The 21,000-nt window shown below is 64.0% G+C and carries 14 protein-coding genes and 2 tRNA genes; 5 read left to right on the top strand and 11 right to left on the bottom strand.

All coding sequences use genetic code 11. The features are described 5' to 3' along the window. Window positions 1-37: 37 nt before the first annotated feature. From ABD847_RS04885 to uvrB, 5 genes are all read right to left on the bottom strand, one after another. Entirely contained in the window at window positions 38-2,662 is a 2,625-nt protein-coding gene (locus ABD847_RS04885; RefSeq protein WP_345010630.1) for a hsp70 family protein, read from the bottom strand. Between the two features lie 2 nt (window positions 2,663-2,664). Further along, a complete protein-coding gene (locus ABD847_RS04880) occupies window positions 2,665-4,470 on the bottom strand; it encodes an Hsp70 family protein (RefSeq protein WP_345010628.1) in 1,806 nt (601 codons plus the stop codon). Next, the gene (locus tag ABD847_RS04875; protein ID WP_345010626.1) at window positions 4,467-4,994 is read right to left on the bottom strand and encodes a DUF2760 domain-containing protein; all 528 of its coding nucleotides are present in this window, start codon (window positions 4,992-4,994) and stop codon (window positions 4,467-4,469) included. The genes ABD847_RS04880 and ABD847_RS04875 overlap by 4 nt, the downstream gene beginning before the upstream one ends. A 211-nt stretch (window positions 4,995-5,205) precedes the next feature. Then, entirely contained in the window at window positions 5,206-5,766 is a 561-nt protein-coding gene (locus tag ABD847_RS04870; protein ID WP_345010624.1) for a hypothetical protein, read from the bottom strand. A 67-nt stretch (window positions 5,767-5,833) separates the two neighbouring features. Continuing rightward, window positions 5,834-7,843: an excinuclease ABC subunit UvrB gene (gene uvrB / locus ABD847_RS04865; protein WP_345010621.1), complete on the bottom strand. Its 2,010-nt coding sequence runs from the start codon at window positions 7,841-7,843 to the stop codon at window positions 5,834-5,836. A gap of 190 nt (window positions 7,844-8,033) precedes the next feature. Between uvrB and ABD847_RS04860 the strand changes: the two genes are divergently transcribed. Together ABD847_RS04860 and ABD847_RS04855 are read left to right on the top strand one after the other, a co-directional pair. Then, window positions 8,034-8,109: transfer RNA gene (locus tag ABD847_RS04860), tRNA-Asn, on the top strand. 620 nt (window positions 8,110-8,729) lie between these two features. Continuing rightward, window positions 8,730-8,805 (top strand) — tRNA-Asn (locus ABD847_RS04855). 53 nt (window positions 8,806-8,858) lie between these two features. Here ABD847_RS04855 and glgC read toward each other — a convergent pair. Continuing rightward, complete coding sequence (gene glgC / locus ABD847_RS04850) at window positions 8,859-10,151, bottom strand: glucose-1-phosphate adenylyltransferase (RefSeq protein ID WP_345010619.1); 1,293 nt, start codon at window positions 10,149-10,151, stop codon at window positions 8,859-8,861. A 285-nt stretch (window positions 10,152-10,436) separates the two neighbouring features. Here glgC and ABD847_RS04845 point away from each other — a divergent pair, with 285 nt between their 5' ends. After that, entirely contained in the window at window positions 10,437-12,356 is a 1,920-nt protein-coding gene (locus ABD847_RS04845) for an EAL domain-containing protein (RefSeq protein WP_345010617.1), read from the top strand. Here the strand turns inward: ABD847_RS04845 and ABD847_RS04840 are convergent. The 5 genes from ABD847_RS04840 to gyrA form a co-directional block, all read right to left on the bottom strand. Further along, window positions 12,298-12,813: a hypothetical protein gene (locus ABD847_RS04840; protein WP_345010614.1), complete on the bottom strand. Its 516-nt coding sequence runs from the start codon at window positions 12,811-12,813 to the stop codon at window positions 12,298-12,300. The two genes, ABD847_RS04845 and ABD847_RS04840, sit on opposite strands and share 59 nt — an antisense overlap. A 126-nt stretch (window positions 12,814-12,939) precedes the next feature. Next, window positions 12,940-14,217 carry a 3-phosphoshikimate 1-carboxyvinyltransferase gene (gene aroA, locus ABD847_RS04835; protein WP_345010612.1) on the bottom strand — a complete coding sequence of 426 codons (1,278 nt, stop codon included), beginning with the start codon at window positions 14,215-14,217 and terminating at the stop codon, window positions 12,940-12,942. A 117-nt stretch (window positions 14,218-14,334) separates the two neighbouring features. Then, complete coding sequence (hisC, locus tag ABD847_RS04830) at window positions 14,335-15,429, bottom strand: histidinol-phosphate transaminase (protein ID WP_345010610.1); 1,095 nt, start codon at window positions 15,427-15,429, stop codon at window positions 14,335-14,337. A gap of 81 nt (window positions 15,430-15,510) precedes the next feature. Then, window positions 15,511-16,599: a 3-phosphoserine/phosphohydroxythreonine transaminase gene (serC, locus tag ABD847_RS04825; protein ID WP_345010608.1), complete on the bottom strand. Its 1,089-nt coding sequence runs from the start codon at window positions 16,597-16,599 to the stop codon at window positions 15,511-15,513. Between the two features lie 139 nt (window positions 16,600-16,738). After that, window positions 16,739-19,306, bottom strand: a complete 2,568-nt coding sequence (gene gyrA / locus ABD847_RS04820) for a DNA topoisomerase (ATP-hydrolyzing) subunit A (protein WP_345010606.1) — start codon at window positions 19,304-19,306, stop codon at window positions 16,739-16,741. A gap of 170 nt (window positions 19,307-19,476) precedes the next feature. On the opposite strand from gyrA, the gene ubiG reads away from it, so the two are divergent. Both ubiG and ABD847_RS04810 read left to right on the top strand, forming a co-directional pair. Beyond that, complete coding sequence (gene ubiG, locus ABD847_RS04815; protein WP_345010604.1) at window positions 19,477-20,175, top strand: bifunctional 2-polyprenyl-6-hydroxyphenol methylase/3-demethylubiquinol 3-O-methyltransferase UbiG; 699 nt, start codon at window positions 19,477-19,479, stop codon at window positions 20,173-20,175. Then, a complete protein-coding gene (locus tag ABD847_RS04810) occupies window positions 20,172-20,837 on the top strand; it encodes an HAD family hydrolase (protein WP_345010602.1) in 666 nt (221 codons plus the stop codon). The genes ubiG and ABD847_RS04810 overlap by 4 nt, the downstream gene beginning before the upstream one ends. Window positions 20,838-21,000: the final 163 nt, after the last annotated feature.

The following is a 21,000-nucleotide window of genomic DNA, read 5'->3' as shown; positions in this document are numbered from 1 at the left end:
TTCCTCACATCGAGCCTGGTCTGCTGACTCACAACGCTCAGGCCAGGCTTAGTCCCAGCGGCAGGCTGTCCCCCCACAGCTGGCTGAGCAGATCCGCATCTGCCGCCGTCTCACCATTGAGCCAGCCCTGCCAGCGTTCCCGCTGCCGACTGTCCAGCCGGGCCAGCACCGCCTGACGCAGGGGCTCCTCCAGCCCATCGGCCCCCTGGCAGCTCATGGCCACGGCGGCAAAGGCCAGCTCTGGCACAGCCCCCCAGTCCAGCGCCAGCAGTGCCGCTAGCCAGGGGCGTATGGTCGCGGCCGGCAGACGATAGTCAGCCTCGGCATAGGCCAGCTGCCGCGCCGCGAGGCGGGCCAGGGCCCAGGCGTCGGCCGCCGCCGGTTGCCGGCACAGGCGGGCCAGCACCAGTTCCGCCACCTGGGTCTTAAGGCCTACGGGAATGCGCTCCAGGGCGCCGATCAGCCGCAGCGGCTCGTCGCCACGCACCTTGGCCGGCGGCGTCGGCATCAGGGCCGCCCCCACCTCGTCCAGCACCGCCAGCTGCGCCGCCTCGTCGAGCCCCGCCGCCAGCCGCCGCCAGAAGATCCACCAGGTATCCCAGGCGCCGGCCTGATGGCCGTGCTGCAGCCCTTGGGCAAACAGGGGCCACAGCTGGGCCACCCGGTCTGGATCGCCGGGCATACCCAGGCCGGGCCGCAGGCAGTAGCCCAGCAGGCTAAACCAGATCTGCTCGTGCTCGGCGCTGCGCCGCCGCCGCGGCAAGCCAATCAGCAGGGCGTCCGCCAAGGAGCGGGCCTGCTCACTGGTCCACTGGGCGCGGGGCCCCAGCCGCTGCTCCAACTGATGGCGCAGATGCCGCGGGATCAGCCCAGCCGTGGCCTGGCGGGCACCATACAAGCCCTGGATGGGCGCCAGGACAGTAGCCGGCAGCGCGGCAGTCGCTGGCTGCGCCTGTTCATGGCCGCGCAGGTTGAACTGCAGGGGCCAGCGTCGCGCCGAGCCGTCCGTGGCGGCGCAGTGCAGCGCCAGCAGCCCTATCTCGTCGAGGTGGGCACTGAGCGCCACCGGCACCTGGCCCTGACCCGCGAGCCGGGTGCTGAGCCGAGGCAGCGGATGCAGCCTAGCCGGCGCCTGGGCCGGCTCGCCGGGGGCATAATTTTTCGTCTCGGTAGAGCTGGCCAGGACAAACTGCACCGGCGCGCCGCATTGCAGCTGCAAGGGCAGCGCCAACGGACACTCGGCCCCCACCGGAGTGCCTCTGGGCAGCAGGCACAACCAGCTGAGCCCCTGGGGCCCTGCCAGCTGCACAAAGTAGTGCCGGGCCACGTCGGCCTGGATGAGGCGCTCACCCTGTTGCCGATGCCAGCCAAACAGGGCCGCGCCCCGGGCCACCGCCGAGTCCAGATCCGTTTGTTGCAGCAGACGCACCGGCGCGCCGCGCCATTGGCTCAGCTGCTGAGCCAGGCGCTGGGCCAGGGCGGGGCTGGCAAAGGGTCCGCCGTTGAGCAGCAGGGCGTCCGGCAGGGGCTCCTCGCCCCCGGCATCCAAAAAGGCCGCCAGATGGCGGCTGATGGCCACATCCGCAGGGTACGGCAGGCCAGTCTGGCGCAGGGCCGAGCGGGCCCCCTGGGGCCGGGCGGTCAGGGGCACCAGGGGGAAGAAGCCCTCCAGCAGCAGCTGCGCCACCTCTTTTGCACTGAGCCGGGAGCTCTGGCTCTGGCCGATGAGGGCGCTGCCACGGCCCAGCAGGGTCACCGGCAGGGCCTCCGGGGCCGCCGGCCCCAGCAGGGCTTCTTTCACCGGCCGACAGGCCTGGGCCAGGGCCGGCCACTGGCGCGGCGTGAGTCGCTGCGCCGCGCCTAACTTACTGGCTGCCTGCAACGCCAGCGCCAAGTCCATGTTGTCCCCCCCCAGCATCAGGTGCTCCCCCACCCGCAGGCGGCGCAGGCTGCCGTCCTCCGCTACCTGCAGCAGGCTGAAGTCGCTGGTGCCGCCCCCCACATCACAGACCAGCAGCCGCTGGCACTGCTTAAGCTGCGCCTGAGCGTCGGGCTGCTGCAACCAGGCATGACAGGCGGCCAGGGGTTCTTCCAGCAGGGTGACGTGCGTGAGCCCGGCCAGATGCGCCGCCGTCAGGGTCAGCTGACGAGCCTGCTCATCGAAGGAGGCCGGCAAGGTCAGCACGATTTGCTGCTGCGCCAGGGGATGGTCGGGATGCTGCCAGTGCCAGGCCTGGGCCAGATGCTCCAGATACCCGGCGCTGGCCAGCAGGGGGGAGATGCCCTGCTCCGCCGGCAGAGCCGGAGGCAGGTGCAGGGCCTCGGCTTGCTCCAGTGCCAGGTAGCTCTTGGCGCTGTGCACCAGGCGTTCTGGCTGCTGCTGGCCCAGCTGGCGGGCCCAGGCCCCCAGCACCGCCGGGGGCTGCTTGGCCGCCAGGGGGCCGACTGGCCAGGGCAGGCTGATGAGGGCGGGATCCAGATCCGCGCCGGGGTGAAACCGCAGGGCCGGCAGGCTGGGCAGGGCCTGCCACTGCCCCGGCCCGGTGGACTGAGGGATGGGCAGGATCTGCACCTGGGGTTCAGCCCCCCCCAAAGGGGTGTAGGCCAGGACGATATTGCTGGTGCCCAGATCGATGGCCACCAGGAAGGCCGGGGCCCCCATGCTTAACAGGCCTGACCGCGGGTGTCGAACTGCACCTTCCAGCGCTGGCTGCCATCCAGACTCACCGCCTCCAGCAGCAAGGTGCCCAGCTCATCGATGGCGGCCTGCAGCCGCACCTGCACCAGCTCGCCGGGCTGTCGACCCTCGGCACTTAGCAGCGCCTCGATGAGGGGCAGCTCGTCCAGCGCCCCCTCAGCCCAGAACTCCAGCAGGCTGCCGGGCACATCTTCGCGGCGCACCGTGGAGCTGTAGAAGTGAAAGCGCACCGGCTCCCCCACCACCAGGGCGAACACCGCCTCGCTGGGAGCACAGGCACTGCCCTCCTCCATGCCAAAGGGCGCGATACACAGGGCCTGCATCATGGGTGGCAGCCCCGGCACCGTGGGCAGGGCGCTCTCGATGCCCACGTAGTAGCTGCAGGCGGTGCCGCCACGGATGCGGATCCCCTGGCCGGCGCGAACGCCGCCGTAATAGGCCGCCCCCCGGGCCACCGCCTGATCCGGATCCGTGCCGGTGAGGCGGCGCACCGGCGGTGCCCCCTCGGCGGCCAGCCAGCCGTTCAATACCGACTCGAGCCGCTCCACCAAGGGGGCGGCTTTCATCACGCCGCCGTTGAACAGCACGGCGGTAGGATGGACAAACTGGCCGCCCTGGCCGGGCAGCGCCTCCCGCTGGCGGGTGAGGAAAGCCGCCAGATGGCGGGTGATGGCCGCATCCTGGGCATAGGGCAGGCTGAGGGTGGTGAGGGCCGCCCGGGGGCGCTGCTGCACCGGATCCGTCACCGCCACCGCCGGGAAGAAGCCTTCGAGCAGCACGGCCTCGATCTCGGCCCGGGTCAGCTCGGTACGCAGGCTGCCACCGATCAGGCTGGAGCTGCGGCTGGGCACCACTATGGGGGCGCGCTCCAGGCTGGCCTCGGCAAACAGCTGCTCCTTGGCCTGGCGACAGCCATGGGCCAGGGCCAGGATCTGCCAGGGCTGCAGCTGGGTGCCCTGCTGGGCCAGCTTCATGCGGATGACGTTGGCCAGGGCCAGGTCCATGTTGTCGCCCCCCAGCAGCAGGTGCTCGCCCACGGCGATTCGCTCCAGGGCCAGGGCACCGTCCTGCTGGCGGACGCTGATGAGGGACAGGTCTGTGGTGCCGCCCCCCACGTCCACCACCAGGATGCAATCCCCCACCTGCACCTGCTCACGCCACTGCTCGGCGTGCACCGCCAGCCAGTGATACAGGGCCGCCTGCGGCTCCTCCAGCAAGGTGGCATGGCCCAGGCCCGCCGCCCGGGCCGCCTCGGCGGTCAACTCGCGGGCGGACGGATCGAACGAGGCCGGCACCGTCAGGGTGATCTGCTGCTCGGCCAGGGGCGCCTCGGGGTAGAACTCCTGCCAGGCCGCCACCAGGTGGTTGAGATAGTGCAGGCTGGCGTCATAAGGGGAGATGGGGATGACATCCTCCGCGGCCTGCAAAGGCAGCAGGCCGGCGCGGCGGTCCAGCTGGCCGTGGCACAGCCAGCTCTTGGCGCTGCTCACCAGCCGGTTGGGGCTCTTGGCGCCGCGCTCCCGGGCCAGCTGGCCACAGACGGCAGCACTGTCGCCCCAGGGCAGCCGGCGCAGCTCGGGGGCCAGCTCGTTGTCATTGGGCAGGTACAAGAAGGACGGCAGGGCATCCCGGGCCTCCAGTTGCCCCGGCGCCACCAGCTGTATGATGGGGAACAGCTCGGGGCTGGCCCCCGGCTCCCCCAGCTCCAGCGCCGCCACCACGCAGTGGGTGGTGCCCAGATCGATGCCGACCGCGTATTTGGCCTGACTCATACTTCCACCTCCGCCGGGGCCAGCACGCTGGCGTCATAGCCGGGCAGGGTCTGGGGCAGCTGGATGGCGCTGGCCTGCCAGCCCTTGTGCAGCAGGGTGCCGTTGAAGGGTCCCTGACCGCTGACGTTGCCCACCAGGCGGTAACGCTGGCTGTCAAAGCCCGCCGGCAGGCTGATGGCCTGCCCTTCGCTCACCTGGGCCACCGGCGCCAGGGTCACGTGCTCGCGGATCACCTTACCCAGCCCCTGGTGCACCACCCGGGCGGCGGCGCCGATCTGGGCATCGTCGAAGCCGGTCAGATCCTCCTGGATGAAGTCCAGCAGGCGCCCCTCCTGTTGCAGCAGCGCCAGCAGCTGCAGGGCGCGATCGATCTGAGGGGCGGCCGGGGCCACAGGCGCCGGCTCAACCGGGACAGCTTCCGCAACGGTGGCAACGGCCTGGGACGCCAGCAGACGCTGGGCGGCCTGGGCATTGAACAGGACATGCAGAGACAGCCGCAGGCGGCCAAACAGGCTTACAGACATAGGTATTTCCCGTGTGTCGTTGAATCGATTGGCAGGGGGAACAACCGGATGGGCCGGTTCCCTGATTAGCAGTGGCTGAAATGTATCACACTCTGCCGGCACGCCCAAGACGGGCGCCGGCGGCCAGACCCGAGGGTAAACAGGAAGGCCGCCAGTCGGGGCGCAGCAAACAAGAAGGCGGCCCGCAGGCCGCCTGGGGAGGGCTTCGGCCTTACAGGGCGCCGCGGGTCTCGCGCTTGTGTTCGATGCGACCGGCCAGTACCTCTTCCCAGCTCATCAGCGGGGACTTGGCCTGATAGCCGGCGAAGGCCTGATACAGGGTATGGATCTTCTCGCCACTGGTCTGGCCCTTGAAGTCACCCTTCTCCAGGTAGAGCATGTCAACGAGCTCGTTCCACACCATGCCCTCGGGCAGCGGGATCAGCTCGCAGCCGAACTCGCCCAGGTTGACCTGGGCCGGCTTGGGCAGATTTGCGACAAAAAAGATCAACTTGGTATCAGCCGCGACATCCTGGCCGTAGAGGGCAAAGAACAGCGGCAGGTTGGCCGCATCGTCCAGCAGACCGGCCACCAGGGCCAGCTTGTCGGCACCGGTCAGCATGACCACCGCCTTCAACACCGCCTCCGGCGGCAGGCGCCGACCGGCGTCGTCAGCCACTTCGCCCTGTTTGAGCACCAGTTCCCCCCGGTAGCCGGTCAGCCCAGCGGCGGCGGGCTCTTTGAAGTTCATATTCAGCAGCAGGCCGTTCTTTTCATAGGTATCCAGCAACATGGGTCATCCTCCATTGATTGATGCTGACCCGCTTTTGCAAGGATGACGCCAACCTGCCGGCCCGGCCCTAGCCCTCCTGGATCAGCTGCTCATGCAACAGCTGAATGCGATCCCGCAGGGCGGCGGCTTGCTCGAACTCCAGGTTGCGGGCGTGCTCGTACATCTGGCCCTCCAGCTGCTTGATCTGCTTGGCCAGGGACTCGGGACTCTCGGGCTGATAGAAGGCGGCAGACTCGGCCACCTGGCGCCGCAGCGATTCCTGGGTCGGGGCGCTGCCGGCGACCTGCATCACATCGACGATCCGCTTCTTGAGCGCTTGCGGCACTATGCCGTTGGCGGCGTTGAACGCCTCCTGCTTGGCCCGCCGCCGCTCCGTCTCACCCATGGCCGCCCGCATGGAGTCGGTGATGCGATCGGCATACAGTATGGCCTTGCCATTGAGGTTACGGGCCGCCCGGCCTATGGTCTGGATCAGGGAGCGGGTGGAGCGCAGGAAGCCCTCCTTGTCCGCATCCAGGATGGCCACCAGGGACACCTCGGGCATGTCCAGCCCCTCCCGCAGCAGGTTGATCCCCACCAGCACATCGAACTTGCCCAGCCGCAGATCGCGGATGATCTCCACCCGCTCCACCGTGTCCACGTCCGAGTGCAGGTAGCGCACCCGCACCCCGTGCTCCTCCAGGTATTCGGTGAGATCCTCGGCCATCCGCTTGGTGAGGGTGGTGATGAGCACCCGCTCGTCCTGCTTGGCCCGGGCGCGGATCTCGGAAAGCACATCGTCCACCTGGCTGGCCACCGGCCGCACCTCAATGAGGGGATCCAGCAGGCCGGTGGGCCGCACCACCTGCTCCACCACCTCGCCGGCGGACTTCTCCAGCTCGTAGTTGGCCGGGGTGGCCGAGACATAGATGGTCTGGGGCTGCAGGGACTCGAACTCATCGAACTTGAGGGGCCGGTTGTCCAGCGCCGAGGGCAGGCGAAAGCCATACTCCACCAGCGTCTCCTTGCGGGAGCGGTCGCCTTTATACATGGCCCCCAGTTGCGGCACGGTCACGTGGGATTCGTCGATGATCAGCAGGCCGTCCGCCGGCAGGTAGTCGAACAGGGTGGGCGGCGGCTCCCCGGGGGCCCGGCCGGAGAGGTAGCGGGAATAGTTCTCGATGCCCGAGCAATAACCCAGCTCCTGGATCATCTCAATGTCGAACTGGGTGCGCTGGGTCAGCCGCTGCTCTTCCACCAGCTTGTTGGCGGCCAGCAGCTGGGCCCGGCGGTCCACCAGCTCCACCTTGATCTGCTCGATGGCGTTCAGCAACGTCTCCCGCGGGGTGACGTAGTGACTCTTGGGGAAGATGGTGAAGCGCGGCACCTGCTTCTCCACCGCCCCGGTCAGGGGGTCGAACAGCGACAATCGCTCCACCTCCTCATCGAACAGCTCCACCCGCAGGGCCAGCTTGTCCGACTCGGCGGGGTAGATGTCGATCACCTCCCCCCGCACCCGGAAGGTAGCCCGGGCGAAGGCGGCATCGTTACGGCTGTACTGCAGCTCCGCCAACCGGCGCAAGATCTCCCGCTGGTTGATGATGTCCCCCTGGCGCAGGTGCAGCATCATGCTCAGATAGGCTTGCGGATCCCCCAGGCCATAGATGGCGGACACGGAGGCGACGATCACCACATCCCGCCGCTCCATCAATGCCTTGGTGGCGGAGAGGCGCATCTGCTCTATGTGCTCGTTGATGGCCGAGTCCTTCTCGATGAAGGTGTCGGTGCTGGGCACATAGGCTTCGGGCTGGTAGTAGTCGTAGTAGGAGACGAAGTACTCCACCGCGTTATTGGGGAAGAACTCCCGCATCTCGCCGTAGAGCTGAGCTGCCAACGTCTTGTTGTGGGCCAGTATCATGGTGGGCCGGTTGAGCTTGGCGATGACATTGGCCATGGTGAAGGTCTTGCCCGAGCCCGTGACCCCCAGCAGGGTCTGATGGGCCAGGCCGTCTTCCAGCCCCTCGCTCAACCGGGCGATGGCCTGGGGCTGATCGCCCCCCGGGGCAAACTGACTCACCAGCTCAAATGGCTTGCTCATGGCTTCTCCTGACTGCGGTCCGACAAGGACAGTCCGGCATTTTAGCCCCGCCAACCGCCGGGATCATCCCCAAGATTCCTGCGCCCCGATGAGGTTTTGTGTGCCACAGGCAAAAAGCCCGACTTTTTAGCCAGTTGCTCTCTTGACCCTGGTGGCTGCCCGCGGCTATCATCTGCCCCCTGCCTGCGATTCCCCCGTAGTTCAGTCGGTAGAACGGCGGACTGTTAATCCGTATGTCACTGGTTCAAGTCCAGTCGGGGGAGCCACTACTTGGGCTTTTTTCCTACCTTTCCCATACCAGTTATCCACGCATTTCCTGCTATTGCGCCAAAACAATGCACAATGGCGGCCTCTCTGTTTCCGTTGTCCAGTGAAATTTAACAGCTCAGCAGCATTTGGCCGCATCAAGAGTAACATACTGTTTTATCAATACTTTTTATTTGCAACTCTTTTGCTCAATTCAAGCGCAAAGCCTTATGCCATGCGGCTTTGCGGCTGTTTTCTATAAACAACCCACACCGTTATCCACAGAAATAGTGGATAAGTGAGCGCAAGCCTGTTGCCACAGGGCTTGCAGCCCTTGTGCATAACCAAGCCCCAGATAATGACCGCCAGTTACACGGGATTTTCACAGGCTGGCGAGGGGTTATGGTGCCGGCGAATTTTCCAGCAAGCTGCACCACAACGGCGAGCTGCTAGTCGGTGGGGCAGCCTCTTTTGTGGCAAAAAAACCGGTCTGGCGCCGAGATCAGCATGATAAAAAGCCCGTTAGCCAGACGTGCTCCCCCCAGAGGGCCACAACAGGCCGACCAACCACCCCCAGGTTGACAGCCAGAGGCGCTATGAGTAACATGCGCACCGTCTTGCAGGGGTCTGCAGGCACGCTTCCTCCGTAGTTCAGTCGGTAGAACGGCGGACTGTTAATCCGTATGTCACTGGTTCGAGTCCAGTCGGAGGAGCCACTTATCGCACAAAGGGCCGCATCTTGCGGCCCTTTGTCGTTGCTGCGCCGGCCTCAGGCCGGATCGGTCTGCACCTCGGCCTCCTGGGCCAAGATTCGGGCCCGGGCCTGCAGCATGCTGCGGGTGATCAGCACTACCCCCTGCTCGCTGCGATGGAAGAAGCGGGCATCCGCCTGGGGATCCTCCCCCACCACCAGGCCGGCGGGGATCTCGCAGCGCTTGTCGATGATCACCCGCTTCAAGCGACAGCCCCGATTGATCACCACATCCGGAAACACCACCGCCTGTTCCAGATGGCAGCCCGAGTGCACCCGCACCCCGGTAAACAGCACCGAGTCCTGAATATGGGAGCCGCTGACGATGCAGCCACCGGAGAACACCGAGTTTTTGGTGCTGCCGGATTGCCCCGTGTAGTCCTGCACGAACTTGGCCGGCGGCAGCTGCTTTTGATTGGTCCAGATGGGCCAGTGCTCATCGTACAGGTCCAGCTCGGGGATCACCGAGGCCAGATCCATGTTGGCCGCCCAGAAGGAGTCCACCGTCCCCACATCCCGCCAGTAGCAGGCGTCCCCACTGCCCCGATTGCGCACACAGGACTGGCTGAACGCATGGGCATAGGCCTGACCGGCCTGCACCACGGCAGGAATGATGTCCCGGCCAAAGTCCCGGCAGGAATGGGGATCCTGCTGATCCGCCTCCAGCATCGCGTATAAGAAGCGCGCATCGAACACATAGATGCCCATGGAGGCCAGGCAGGTATCCGGCCGCCCCGGCAGCGTGGGGGGATCGACAGGCTTCTCCACAAAGTCGGTGATTCGTCCCTCCTCATCCACCTGCATGACCCCCAGGGCGCTGGCTTGCTCCTTGGGGACCTCAATGCAGGCCACGGTCACCGGGTTGCCTCGCCGCACATGATCCAGCAGCAGGTTGGCGTAATCCATCTTGTAGACATGATCCCCCGCCAGCACCAACACGTACTTGGGGCCATAGTCCCGCACTATGTCCATGTTCTGATAGACGGCATCGGCGGTGCCGCGATACCAGTTCACCTCATCCACCCGCTGCTGGGCCGGCAGCAGATCGATAAACTCGTTCATCTCGTAACGCAGGAAGGACCAGCCCGCCTGAATATGGCGCAACAGGCTATGGGACTTGTACTGAGTCACCACCCCAACGCGATAGATCCCCGAGTTGATGCAGTTGGAGAGCGCGAAATCTATGATGCGAAACTTGCCGCCAAAGTGGACGGCCGGCTTGGCGCGTGTGTCGGTCAGCTGCATCAGGCGGCTACCCCGACCTCCGGCCAGCACCAGGGCCATGGTCTGCTGTATGGCTTCTCGCGCCATACCCAGCCCTTTCGTGTCAATGTTTGCCAAAATCCAATTTCCTTATCTCTTTTTAAGAATCACAGGCCGGCGGCGTCGGCCGGTCTGCCTCTATCATCCCTGCTTATGCCGCAGCGCACTGTCGCCCTCGTCACGAAAGCGATTTCAGTGCGTGACTGTTAACAAAGTATTCGTATGACACTAACAAAATTTGCGAACAATAAATGGTCAAACAGCGGCTTATCCATTATTTTTGTAGCCTTAATGACTCGCTCACTCCCCTCGTCTCCACCACAGGATCTTCGCATGAAAAAAACATACCGACATGGCCTCTATCTGGGCCTCGCCAGTTGGCTGGCCGTCGGCCTGTTACTCGCCCTGCTGGCCATCCACCACACAGGGCAGGCATTGAACCGCCACGCCCAACAGGTGAGTGATGAGCTGGCCCGCCAACTCACGGGCCAGCAGGGAGACAAACCCGCCGCGTCCGAGGCTCTGTTAACGCGTTGGGAGTTGGCTTGGCTGGAAGTGCGGGATCGGCAGAAAAACACCTGGCTGGCGGGTGGTCAGGGCACCCCGGCCCCTGCCTGGTTCAAGCAGCTCTATGCCGAAGCCGCACAGCCCCAGCATATGAGCACCCAGGAGGTGCTGTTTAATTACCAGCTCAATTTCGCCAGCCAGCGTCAAACCCTGCTGCAAACAATGGGGGTGATTGCCATCGTCTGGCTGTTGGGCAGCCTGTTGCTGTTAGCCAGCCACCGGGGATTAATGCGCCACTTGCGTCGCCAGTTGCAACACCAGATGGATCAATTGCTGAACCAGCATAACCTCGTCGAGGGCCCCTTTCCCTGTGTGACCGAAGGCCTGGCCCAATGGCAACAACAATGGCAACAGCAGCTGGATACCCTCAAGCAGGACGCCGAGCACCTGGCCCGCCAGGCCAGCAGCGACCCCCTCACCGGCCTGTATAATCGGGAGCGCTTCCGTCGGGATCTCACCGAGATACTGCAGGCGGAGGATCAAGGCCAGCCCCACTATCTGGTGATGGTGCGCGCCTCCTCCTTGCAGAGCGTCAACGAGTTGCGCGGCCATGCGGTGGGGGACAAATACCTGCAGGAGGTGGCCAATCAGCTGTCCCGCAGCCTGCGGCCCCTGGCAGACAGCCAGGCTTACCGGCTAAGCGGCAGTGATTTCGCCATGCTGATCCGCAAAAACAGCAACCAGCTGCCCAGCCTGTTGGGGCGGGAGCTCAAGCAGGCCTTCGACGGCAAGCAGCTGGAATTTGAACTGGAGAGCGTGGCCTATACCGGCATCACCCTGTTCCACCCTGGCCAATCCCCGGAAGAGGTCATAGCCCGGGCCGATCTGGCCCTGGCCCGCGCTCAGACCGGCGAGTCCAACGGCAGCTATTACCAGGAAGGCAGTGAGGTGGAGTTTCTGCAGGGCGAGAGCCATTGGAAACGGGTGATCAATGAGGTGATTGAGCAAAAGTCCCTGGTGCTGATGCGCCAGCCCATTCAATCCCTGAGCATCGCCAACCACAACTACCATGAGATTTTCGCCCGCTTCGTGGGCAGCGAGCAACAGAGCCTCCCCACAGAAACCCTGCTGGCCATGGCCCAACGCCATGATCTGCTGGTGAAGGTGGAGCAGCTCATCATAGAGACTATCGTGCAGAAGTACCCCAGCTACGCCTCGCCAGGCCAGCGCTGGGGCATCAACCTCAGCAGCAGTGCCCTGACCAGCAACGCCTTCCTGGTGTGGCTGGAGCGGCTGCTGTTGCGGGATGTCACCCTGGCCGCCTCCTTCGTGTTCGAGGTGGAAGAGGATCTGCTGGATCGCAACCTAGCGGCCAGCCGCCGGTTGTTCGAGTTGTTGCGTCGGGCCGGCAGCCGCTCCAGCATCTCCAAGTTCGGCAAGGGGCTGGCCTCATTCCGCCTCTACCGGGAGCTCAAGCCCGACTTTGTCAAACTGGATCCCAGCCTGTTGCAGAACCTGGAGCAGGAGAGCACCAATCAGCAGTTCATCCGCATGATAGTGGAGCTATCCCACCGCATGGGTTGCGTGGTGGTCGCCGAAGGGGTGGAGAAACTCAGCGAGAAGCAGCTGCTGGAAAACATGTACGTGGATGCCATCCAGGGTTACCTGGTGGCCAAACCGGCCCCTCTCACCGATCCGGTGACGGCGCCCCATCTGGACGTTTTAGGCGCATCAAGCGGCAGATGACCTCATTGAGCAGCCGGTAGCGTTCCAGCTCCGGCTTGCTGTAACGGGTCGCCAGGGCTGAGGGTTTCTGGCGCAGCTTGAGGTAACGGGCGATCTGCAGGCGGTTGAAGCCCCCCACCTGATAGACCAGCTCCAGTAACCCCTGCAGCTCGCCGTCCTCCGGCAGTGCCCGCCGGGCATACTCCGGTTCCCCTGCCTGCAATACCTGGCAGCTCACCTGTTTGAGTTTTCCCGCCTCTTCCAGATAGTGCAGCCACTGCTCCACATAGACGGGTTTGCAGCCTGCCAGCAGGTTGAAATAGCCCCCGATGTCACTACGGCAGCCCTGTAGCAGCAAGCAGGCCAGGCCATCGTCGTTGCAGGCAAACTGCACCTCACCCTGCTGGGTCCAATCCAGCGCCTGGATGCGGATCTGGGCCTCGCCCCCGTTTGTCCCTGTACAGTGAAAGATAAACACCTGGCCACCCTGACAAGACTGTAAAGGGGCCATTGTAGCCCATTCGGCCGCGCTATGCGCCTCTGACCAGCCAGCACCAATGACAAGGCCGGCATTAAGCCGGCCTTGTCGGGGTAAGCAACAGCCTCAATGACTGATGCTGGCCAGCTTATCGAAGTAATCCGGGAAGGTCTTGGAGGTACAGCCCGGATCATTGATGGTCACCGGCGTGTCGCTCAAGGCCACCAGCGAGAAACACATGGCGATGCGGTGGTCGTTGTAGGTATCGATGGCAGCGTGCTTGAGTTGAGCGGCCGGCGTCACCTCGATGAAGTCCTCGCCTTCCACTACCTCGACCCCCAGCTTGCGCAGCTCGGTGGCCATGGCGGTGAGCCGGTCGGTCTCCTTCACCCGCCAGTTATAGATGTTGCGGATGGCCGTCTTGCCTTGGGCGAACAGCGCCGTGGTGGCGATGGTCATGGCCGCATCGGGAATGCGGTTGAGATCCAGATCCACCCCCTTGAGCTCACCCTGCTCCGCCAGGATATAGTCATCCCCCCAGGTGATCTTGGCCCCCATCTTCTCCAGCACATCGGCAAAGCGGATGTCCCCCTGGATGCTGTGCCGACCAATGCCGGTGACCTTGACCTTGCCCTTGATGGCGCCGGCGGCCAGGAAGTAGGAGGCCGAAGAGGCATCCCCTTCCACCAGGAAGTCACCGGGTGACTGATAGGACTGGTTACCCTTGATGTAAAAGGTCTGGTAGTTGTCGTGCTCAATCAGCACGCCAAACTGCTGCATGATGTGCAGCGTGATGTCGATGTAGGGCTTGGACACCAGCTCGCCCTGGATCTTGATCCGGGTATCGCCAGCGGCCAGGGGTGCCGCCATCAGGAAGGCGGTGAGGAACTGGCTGGAAACCGAGCCATTGATGTGTACCTCGCCACCCCACAGCCCCTTGGCGTCTATGGTCAGCGGCGGATAGCCTTCGTTCTTCAGATACTGGATCTGGGCCCCGGCTTCCCGCAGGGCATCCACCAGGTGCCCTATGGGGCGCTCTTCCATACGCGGCTCGCCGGTGAGGGTAAACTCCCCGGAGCCCAGGCACAGAGCCGCACACAGGGGGCGCATGGCGGTGCCGGCATTGCCCAGAAACAGCTGCAGCGGTTCCTTGGCGGCAAAGGGCCGTCCCAGCCCCTGCACCACGCACTGGGTCTTGTCGGCGGACAACTCGTAACGCACGCCCAGGCTCTGCAGGGCATTCAACATGTGACGGATATCGTCACTGTCCAGCAGGTTGGTCAGACGGGTGGTGCCGTGGGCCAGGGCGGCCAGCAACAGGGCACGGTTGGATACGCTCTTGGAGCCAGGCAGATTGACGGTGCCTTCGACCCGGGCAATGGGGTCCAGTGTCAGGCTATTCATAGACATCCTGTTCTAACATCTCAACGACTATGGGAAGGTAAGCAACTTAGCAGGCGGTGCCGGCCAGGGCAAGGCGAGTGGGGCCAAGAGGGGCGTCCTGCCCCTCTGTGAGCACCGTTAGCCCAGCACCTTGTCCAGGGCGGCAAAGAAGCGATCGTTCTCCGCCATGGTACCTATGCTCACCCGCAGGTGATTGGGCATGCCGTAACCGGCGATGGGCCGCACTATCACCCCCTCGCGCAGCAGGGCTTCGTACACGGGGCCGGCGGGACGCGCCAGATCCACTGTGATGAAGTTGCCACTGGAGGGGATATAGCCCAGACCACGGGCGCTGAAATAGGCCTCGTAGCGACCCATCTCACTGCGATTGAGGCGCACCGCCTCCGCCAGGTAGTCGGCATCGTCCAGGGTGGCCTGGGCGGCCACCAGGGCCAGGCTGTTGCAGTTGAAGGGCTCGCGCACCCGGTTCAGCACAGACGCCAACTCTGGGGTGGAGAGGGCGTAGCCCAGGCGCAGGCCGGCCAGACCGTAGGCCTTGGAGAAGGTACGGGTGACCACCAGATTGGGGAAGCGCTTGACCCAGTCGGCACTGGGTGCCCGCAGGGCCGGATCCATGTATTCGTTATAGGCCTCGTCCAGCACCACCAGGATCTCGGACGGCACCTTGGCAAGAAAGGCTTCCAGCTCGGCCGGCGGCAACACGGTTCCGGTGGGGTTGTTGGGGTTGGCGATGCAGATGAGCTTGGTCTTATCGGTGATGGCCGCCAGCATGGCATCCAGATCATGACCCCAGTCGCGAGCCGGCACCACCACCGCCTTGGCGCCATGGGCCTGGGTGGCCAGGGCATAGACGATGAAGGAGTACTGGGCGTAGATCACCTCATCCCCCTGCCCCACAAAGGTGTGGAACAGCAGATCGATCACCTCGTTGGAGCCATTGCCCAGGGTGATGCCGGCCGGATCCAAATCGAAGCAGTCCCCCAGCTTGTGCTTGAGGTAGTAGCCGTTGGCGTCGGGATAGCGGGTGAGATCCTTGAGGGCCGCGCTGATGGCCGCCTGGGCCTTGGGGCTCAGCCCCAGGGGGTTTTCGTTGGAAGCCAGCTTGACGCAGTTGCTGATCCCCAGCTCCCGCTCCAGCTCCTCGATGGGCTTACCGGCCTGGTAGGGATGCAACCCCGCCACCCCGGCATTGGCCTGCGCCAGATAATCCATAGTGTCCTCTTGATACGGCAATAGAGATTGATGTGATGATGAAAGGGCCCCGTAGGGCCCTTAGGTGTAATCCGGGGCCGCCTAGGCGTGCTGCTTGGCAAAACGCTCCATGAAGGCCACCAGTGCCTTGACGCCTTCCAGCGGCATGGCGTTGTACAGGCTGGCACGCATGCCGCCCACGATACGGTGCCCCTTGAGGGCCAGCAGACCGGCCTCCTTGGACTCCGCCAGGAAGGCGGCATCCAGGGCCGCATCCTTCAGCTGGAACGGCACGTTCATGCGGGAGCGGCAGTTCTTGGCCACCTTATTGCTGTAGAAGTCGCTGGCATCGATGTAGTCGTACAGGAAAGACGCCTTCTCGAGGTTGCGGGCTTCCATGGCCTGCAGACCACCCTGAGCCTTGATCCACTTGAACACCAGACCGGCCAGGTACCAGGAGTAGGTGGGCGGGGTGTTGAACATGGAGTCGTTGTCGGCGGTGACCTGATAATCGAAGATGCCGGGGGTATCCGGACGGGCCTTGCCCAGCAGGTCATCCCGCACCAGCACCACGGACAGGCCAGACGGGCCTATGTTCTTCTGGGCGCCGGCATAGATGATGCCGAACTGGCTCACATCCACGGGGCGGGAGAGGATGGTGGAGGACATGTCGGCCACCAGGGGCACACCGCCGGTCTGGGGCAGGTCGAACATCTCCACCCCTTCGATGGTTTCGTTGGGGCAATAGTGCACGTAGGCGGCATCGGCGCGGAACTGAGGCGCCGCCACCAGACTGAAGCTGCCGTCGTCACCCTTGATCACCCCTTCCACCGCCTGGATGTCGCCGTACTTCTTGGCCTCGGCCAGGGCAGCCTGGGACCAGTTGCCGGACAGCAGGTAATCGGCCTTCAGATTGGCGCCGCCCAGCAGGTTCATGGGCACGGCGGCAAACTGGCCGCGACCACCACCGTGCATGAACAGCACCTTGTAGTTGTCGGGCACCTGCATCAGCTCACGCAGATCCTTTTCCGCCTCGGCGGCCACCGCCATGTACTCCTTGCCCCGGTGGGACAGCTCCATCACCGAGACACCCAGGCCGGCAAAATTGACGAATTCCCGTTGGGCCTGAGCCATGACGTCCACCGGCAGCATGGCCGGACCTGCACAAAAGTTGTAAACGCTCTTATCCATCATCATCCTTTTCCGTTGGCGTTCCGTGAGGATCACTGCTTTTACACCTAACTGTGACGCGGCGCAAAGCATTTTCTTTGTCCGGATCCCGCTAGACAAAGGGCGACCCAATTGGGTCGCCCTTTTAACGGACATCCGTTTATTCGGCGTCGTTGCCCAGGTCGGCGTCGTCATCCTCCGCCGGCTCGGCAATCCGCTCCAGGCTGACCACCTCTTCCCCTTCCATGGTACGGATGAGGCGCACCCCGGCGGTGTTGCGGCCAATGATGCTCACCTCGCTGACGCGGGTCCGCACCAGGGTGCCACCGTTGGTGATGAGCATGATCTCGTCCTGCTCGTCCACCTGGATGGCGCCCACCACCTTGCCGTTGCGCTCGCTCACCTGGATGGAGATAACCCCCAGGGTGGCGCGGCTCTTGGTCGGGTACTCCGCCTGGGCGGTGCGCTTGCCATAGCCGTTGGCGGTGGCGGTGAGGATGGCCCCCTCGCCTTGCGGCACTATCAGGGACACCACCTTGTCGTCGTCACCCAGCTTCATGCCGCGCACCCCGGTAGCGGTACGGCCCATGGCGCGGACGTCCTCTTCATGGAAACGCACCACCTTGCCGGCGTCGGAGAACAGCATGATCTCGTCACCGCCATTGGTGATGGCCACGCCGATGAGGGCGTCGCCGTCGTTGAGGTTGATGGCCCGGATGCCGGAGCTCAGGGGACGGGCGAAGGCCGACAGGGCGGTCTTCTTCACGGTGCCGTCGCCGGTGGCGAAGAAGACGTACTTGTCGTCGTCGTAGGACTTCACCGGCAGTATGTTGGTGATGCGCTCATCCTCGTCCAGCGGCAACAGGTTGACGATGGGACGACCCCGGGCGGTACGGCTGGCCTCCGGCAGGTTATACACCTTGAGCCAGTACACCTTGCCGCGGCTGGAGAAGCACAAAATGGTATCGTGGGTGTTGGCCACCAGCATGCGCTCGATGAAGTCTTCATCCTTCATCCGGGTTGCCGACTTGCCGCGACCACCGCGACGCTGGGCCTCGTAATCGGACAGCGGTTGGTACTTGACGTAGCCTTCATGGGACAGGGTCACCACCACGTCGGTGGGGGTGATGAGGTCTTCCATGTTGATCTCGACGCTGGCCGCCTGGATTTGGGTGCGGCGGGCATCGCCAAACTGGGCCTTGACCGCCTCCAGCTCCTCGCGGATCACCTCCATCAGGCGCACCGGGCTGTTGAGGATATGCAGCAGCTCGGCGATCAGGGTCAGCAGTTCCTGGTACTCATCCAGGATCTTTTCATGTTCCAGGCCGGTCAGCTTGTGTAGGCGCAGATCCAGGATGGCCTGGGCCTGCTGCTCAGTCAGGTAATAGTGGCCATCACGGATGCCGAACTGCGGCTCCAGCCACTCGGGGCGCGCGGCGTCATCGCCGGCCCGCTCCAGCATGCTGGCCACGTTGCCCAGCTCCCAGGCGCGGGCAATCAAACCGGCCTTGGCTTCCGCCGGGCTGGCGGAGTGGCGGATCAGCTCGATGACCGGATCTATGTTGGCCAGGGCGATGGCCAGACCTTCCAAGATGTGGGCGCGATCCCGGGCCTTGCGCAGCTCGAACACGGTGCGACGGGTCACCACTTCACGGCGGTGATCGATGAAGGCCTCGAGGATCTCCTTGAGGTTCAGGGTCTTGGGCTGACCATTGACCAGCGCCACCATGTTGATGCCGAACACGTTCTGCATCTGGGTGTGGGCGTAGAGGTTGTTGAGCACCACCTCGGAGACTTCATTGCGACGCAGCTCGATCACCACCCGCATACCGTCCTTGTCGGACTCGTCGCGCAGGGCTGTGATGCCGTCGATCTTCTTGTCCTTGACCAGCTCGGCAATCTTCTCGATGAGGCGCGCCTTGTTCACCGTGTAGGGCAGCTCGGTGACGATAATGCTCTCTTTGCCGTTCTTGTCGTCGGTCTCGATGTGGGTCTGGGCCCGCACATAGATCTTGCCACGGCCGGTGCGGTAGGCATCTATGATGCCGGAGCGGCCATTGATGATGCCGCCCGTCGGGAAGTCGGGACCCGGCACCAGCTGCATCAGCTCGTCGATGGTCAGCTCACCGTTGTCGATGAGGGCCAGGGTGCCGTCCACCACCTCGGTGAGGTTGTGGGGCGGAATGTTGGTGGCCATACCCACGGCGATCCCGGAGGAGCCATTCACCAGCAGGTTGGGCACCTTGGTGGGCAGCACGGCGGGGATCTGCTCGGTGCCATCGTAGTTGGGCACCCAGTTGACGGTTTCTTTATCCAGATCCGCCAGCAACTCGTGGGCAATCTTGGCCATGCGAATTTCGGTATAACGCATGGCTGCCGCGGAGTCGCCATCCACGGAACCGAAGTTGCCCTGACCATCCACCAGCATGTAGCGCATGGAGAAATTCTGGGCCATCCGCACTATGGTGTCATAGACGGCACTGTCACCGTGGGGGTGGTACTTACCGATCACGTCCCCCACCACACGGGCGGATTTCTTGTAAGGCTTGTTCCAGTCGTTACCCAGCTCGTTCATGGCGAACAGCACGCGTCTGTGTACCGGCTTCAACCCGTCTCTCACATCCGGCAACGCCCGACCCACGATCACGCTCATGGCGTAATCCAGGTAGGAGCTCTTGAGCTCCTCTTCGATGTTGACCGGCGTGATCTCTCTGGCTAGATCACTCATATAAATCCTGTGTCCCTAACTTCAAATGTCTTGAACGCAATAGCCGGGCATTCTACCACAGCTCACGCCGTTTCCCCAGCATCCAACCTGGGTGGCTGTCACAGCTTAACCGCTTGGCTATAATGGCGTTTCCCTGGCACACGCCGTAACCGCCAACAAGAGACAGCCCCATGAATGTGGATCACCAGGAAATTGCCAAGTTTGAAGCCCTCGCCGACCGCTGGTGGGATCCGGAAGGGGAGTTCAAGCCCCTGCACCAGTTGAACCCGCTGCGGCTGGACTGGATCAGCGACCATTGCGACGGCCTGTTCGGCAAGCAGGTTCTGGATGTGGGCTGCGGCGGCGGCATACTGGCCGAGTCCATGGCCCTGCGGGGTGCCCAGGTGCTGGGACTGGACATGGGCCGCGAGCCCCTGCAGGTGGCGCGCCTGCACGCCCTGGAAACCGGGGTGGAGCTCAGTTACCAGCAAGGCACGGTGGAGGAGCTGGCGGCCCAGCGGCCGGGTCAGTTCGACGTGGTGACCTGCATGGAGATGCTGGAGCATGTGCCGGATCCGGCCTCGGTGGTGCGGGCCTGCGCCAGCCTGGTCAAACCCGGCGGCAAGCTGTTCTTCTCCACCATCAACCGCACCTTGAAGGCGAAACTGCTGATGATAGTGGCCGCCGAGCAGCTGCTGAAGATGGTCCCCAAGGGCACCCACGATCATGCCAAGTTCATCCAGCCCGCCGAACTCTCCCGCTATTGCGAGTCTGCCGGCCTGCTGCTGCGCCAGATGAGCGGTGTGGTCTACAACCCGCTGACCGGGCGGTTCCGCTTAAGCCCGGATGTGGACGTCAACTATCAGCTTTATTGTGAGCGACCCCTATGAGCCATTTTGCCGCCGTGCTGTTCGATCTGGATGGCACCTTGCTGGACACGGCGCCGGATCTGGGCGCCGCCGTCAACCATGTGCTGCACACCCAGGGGCAGGCGCCGCTGGCCGAGGCCCATATTCGGCGCATCGCCTCCGACGGCGCCCTGGGGCTGCTCAAGGCCGGCTTTGGCGAGGAGCAGCTAGCCCAACTGGACACCCCCAGCCTGCGTCAGGCGCTGCTGGATCACTATGCCGCCCACCTCTATGAGGGCACCCGCCCCTATCCGGGCATGGTGGAATTCATCGCCTGGCTCAACCGGCACGCCATCCCCTGGGGCATAGTCACCAACAAGCCGGCCTTTCTCACCGAGCCCCTGATGGCCCAGGTGACTGAGCTGCCCGGCTGCGGCGTCATCGTCAGCGCCGATACCCTGCCGGTGCGCAAGCCCCACCCCGATCCCCTGCTCTTTGCCTGCCGCCAGTTGGCGGTGGATCCCAAGCAGAGCCTCTATGTGGGGGATCATGTGCGGGACATCGAAGCGGGTCGCGCCGCCGGCATGCAGACCGCCATCGCCGGCTGGGGCTATCTGGATCCTGACGAGTCACTGAGCGACTGGCAGGCCGATCACTGCTTTGCTGATGTACAAAGTCTGCACCACTGGCTGAGGCAGCCTTGACGAGTAAACCGCTGGGTTAAATAACCCGGCTTTTTTTTTTATCCCGCCCAAACGCCGACTCCGGCTGGCCTGAAAAGATCTATCCACAGCATACCTTTCATTTTTGGGGCTTGAACGCACCCAGTCATCACACTATGTTGTGCCTCATCAAGATAATTGACAC

This window comes from Pseudaeromonas paramecii (assembly GCF_039540575.1).
GTDB lineage: Bacteria > Pseudomonadota > Gammaproteobacteria > Enterobacterales > Aeromonadaceae > Pseudaeromonas > Pseudaeromonas paramecii.
The sequence above is the reverse complement of the archived record's forward strand: the minus strand, read 5'-3'. Positions and strand labels throughout refer to the sequence as shown.

Excerpts from the sequence above, each read along its gene's own strand:
- ABD847_RS04885 (WP_345010630.1), bottom strand. The coding sequence starts at position 2,662 with ATGGGGGCCCCGGCCTTCCTGGTGGCCATCGATCTGGGCACCAGCAAT.
- ABD847_RS04880 (WP_345010628.1), bottom strand. The coding sequence starts at position 4,470 with ATGAGTCAGGCCAAATACGCGGTCGGCATCGATCTGGGCACCACCCAC.
- ABD847_RS04875 (WP_345010626.1), bottom strand. The coding sequence starts at position 4,994 with ATGTCTGTAAGCCTGTTTGGCCGCCTGCGGCTGTCTCTGCATGTCCTG.
- ABD847_RS04870 (WP_345010624.1), bottom strand. The coding sequence starts at position 5,766 with ATGTTGCTGGATACCTATGAAAAGAACGGCCTGCTGCTGAATATGAAC.
- uvrB (WP_345010621.1), bottom strand. The coding sequence starts at position 7,843 with ATGAGCAAGCCATTTGAGCTGGTGAGTCAGTTTGCCCCGGGGGGCGAT.
- glgC (WP_345010619.1), bottom strand. The coding sequence starts at position 10,151 with ATGGCGCGAGAAGCCATACAGCAGACCATGGCCCTGGTGCTGGCCGGA.
- ABD847_RS04845 (WP_345010617.1), top strand. The coding sequence starts at position 10,437 with ATGAAAAAAACATACCGACATGGCCTCTATCTGGGCCTCGCCAGTTGG.
- aroA (WP_345010612.1), bottom strand. The coding sequence starts at position 14,217 with ATGAATAGCCTGACACTGGACCCCATTGCCCGGGTCGAAGGCACCGTC.
- hisC (WP_345010610.1), bottom strand. The coding sequence starts at position 15,429 with ATGGATTATCTGGCGCAGGCCAATGCCGGGGTGGCGGGGTTGCATCCC.
- serC (WP_345010608.1), bottom strand. The coding sequence starts at position 16,599 with ATGGATAAGAGCGTTTACAACTTTTGTGCAGGTCCGGCCATGCTGCCG.
- gyrA (WP_345010606.1), bottom strand. The coding sequence starts at position 19,306 with ATGAGTGATCTAGCCAGAGAGATCACGCCGGTCAACATCGAAGAGGAG.
- ubiG (WP_345010604.1), top strand. The coding sequence starts at position 19,477 with ATGAATGTGGATCACCAGGAAATTGCCAAGTTTGAAGCCCTCGCCGAC.
- ABD847_RS04810 (WP_345010602.1), top strand. The coding sequence starts at position 20,172 with ATGAGCCATTTTGCCGCCGTGCTGTTCGATCTGGATGGCACCTTGCTG.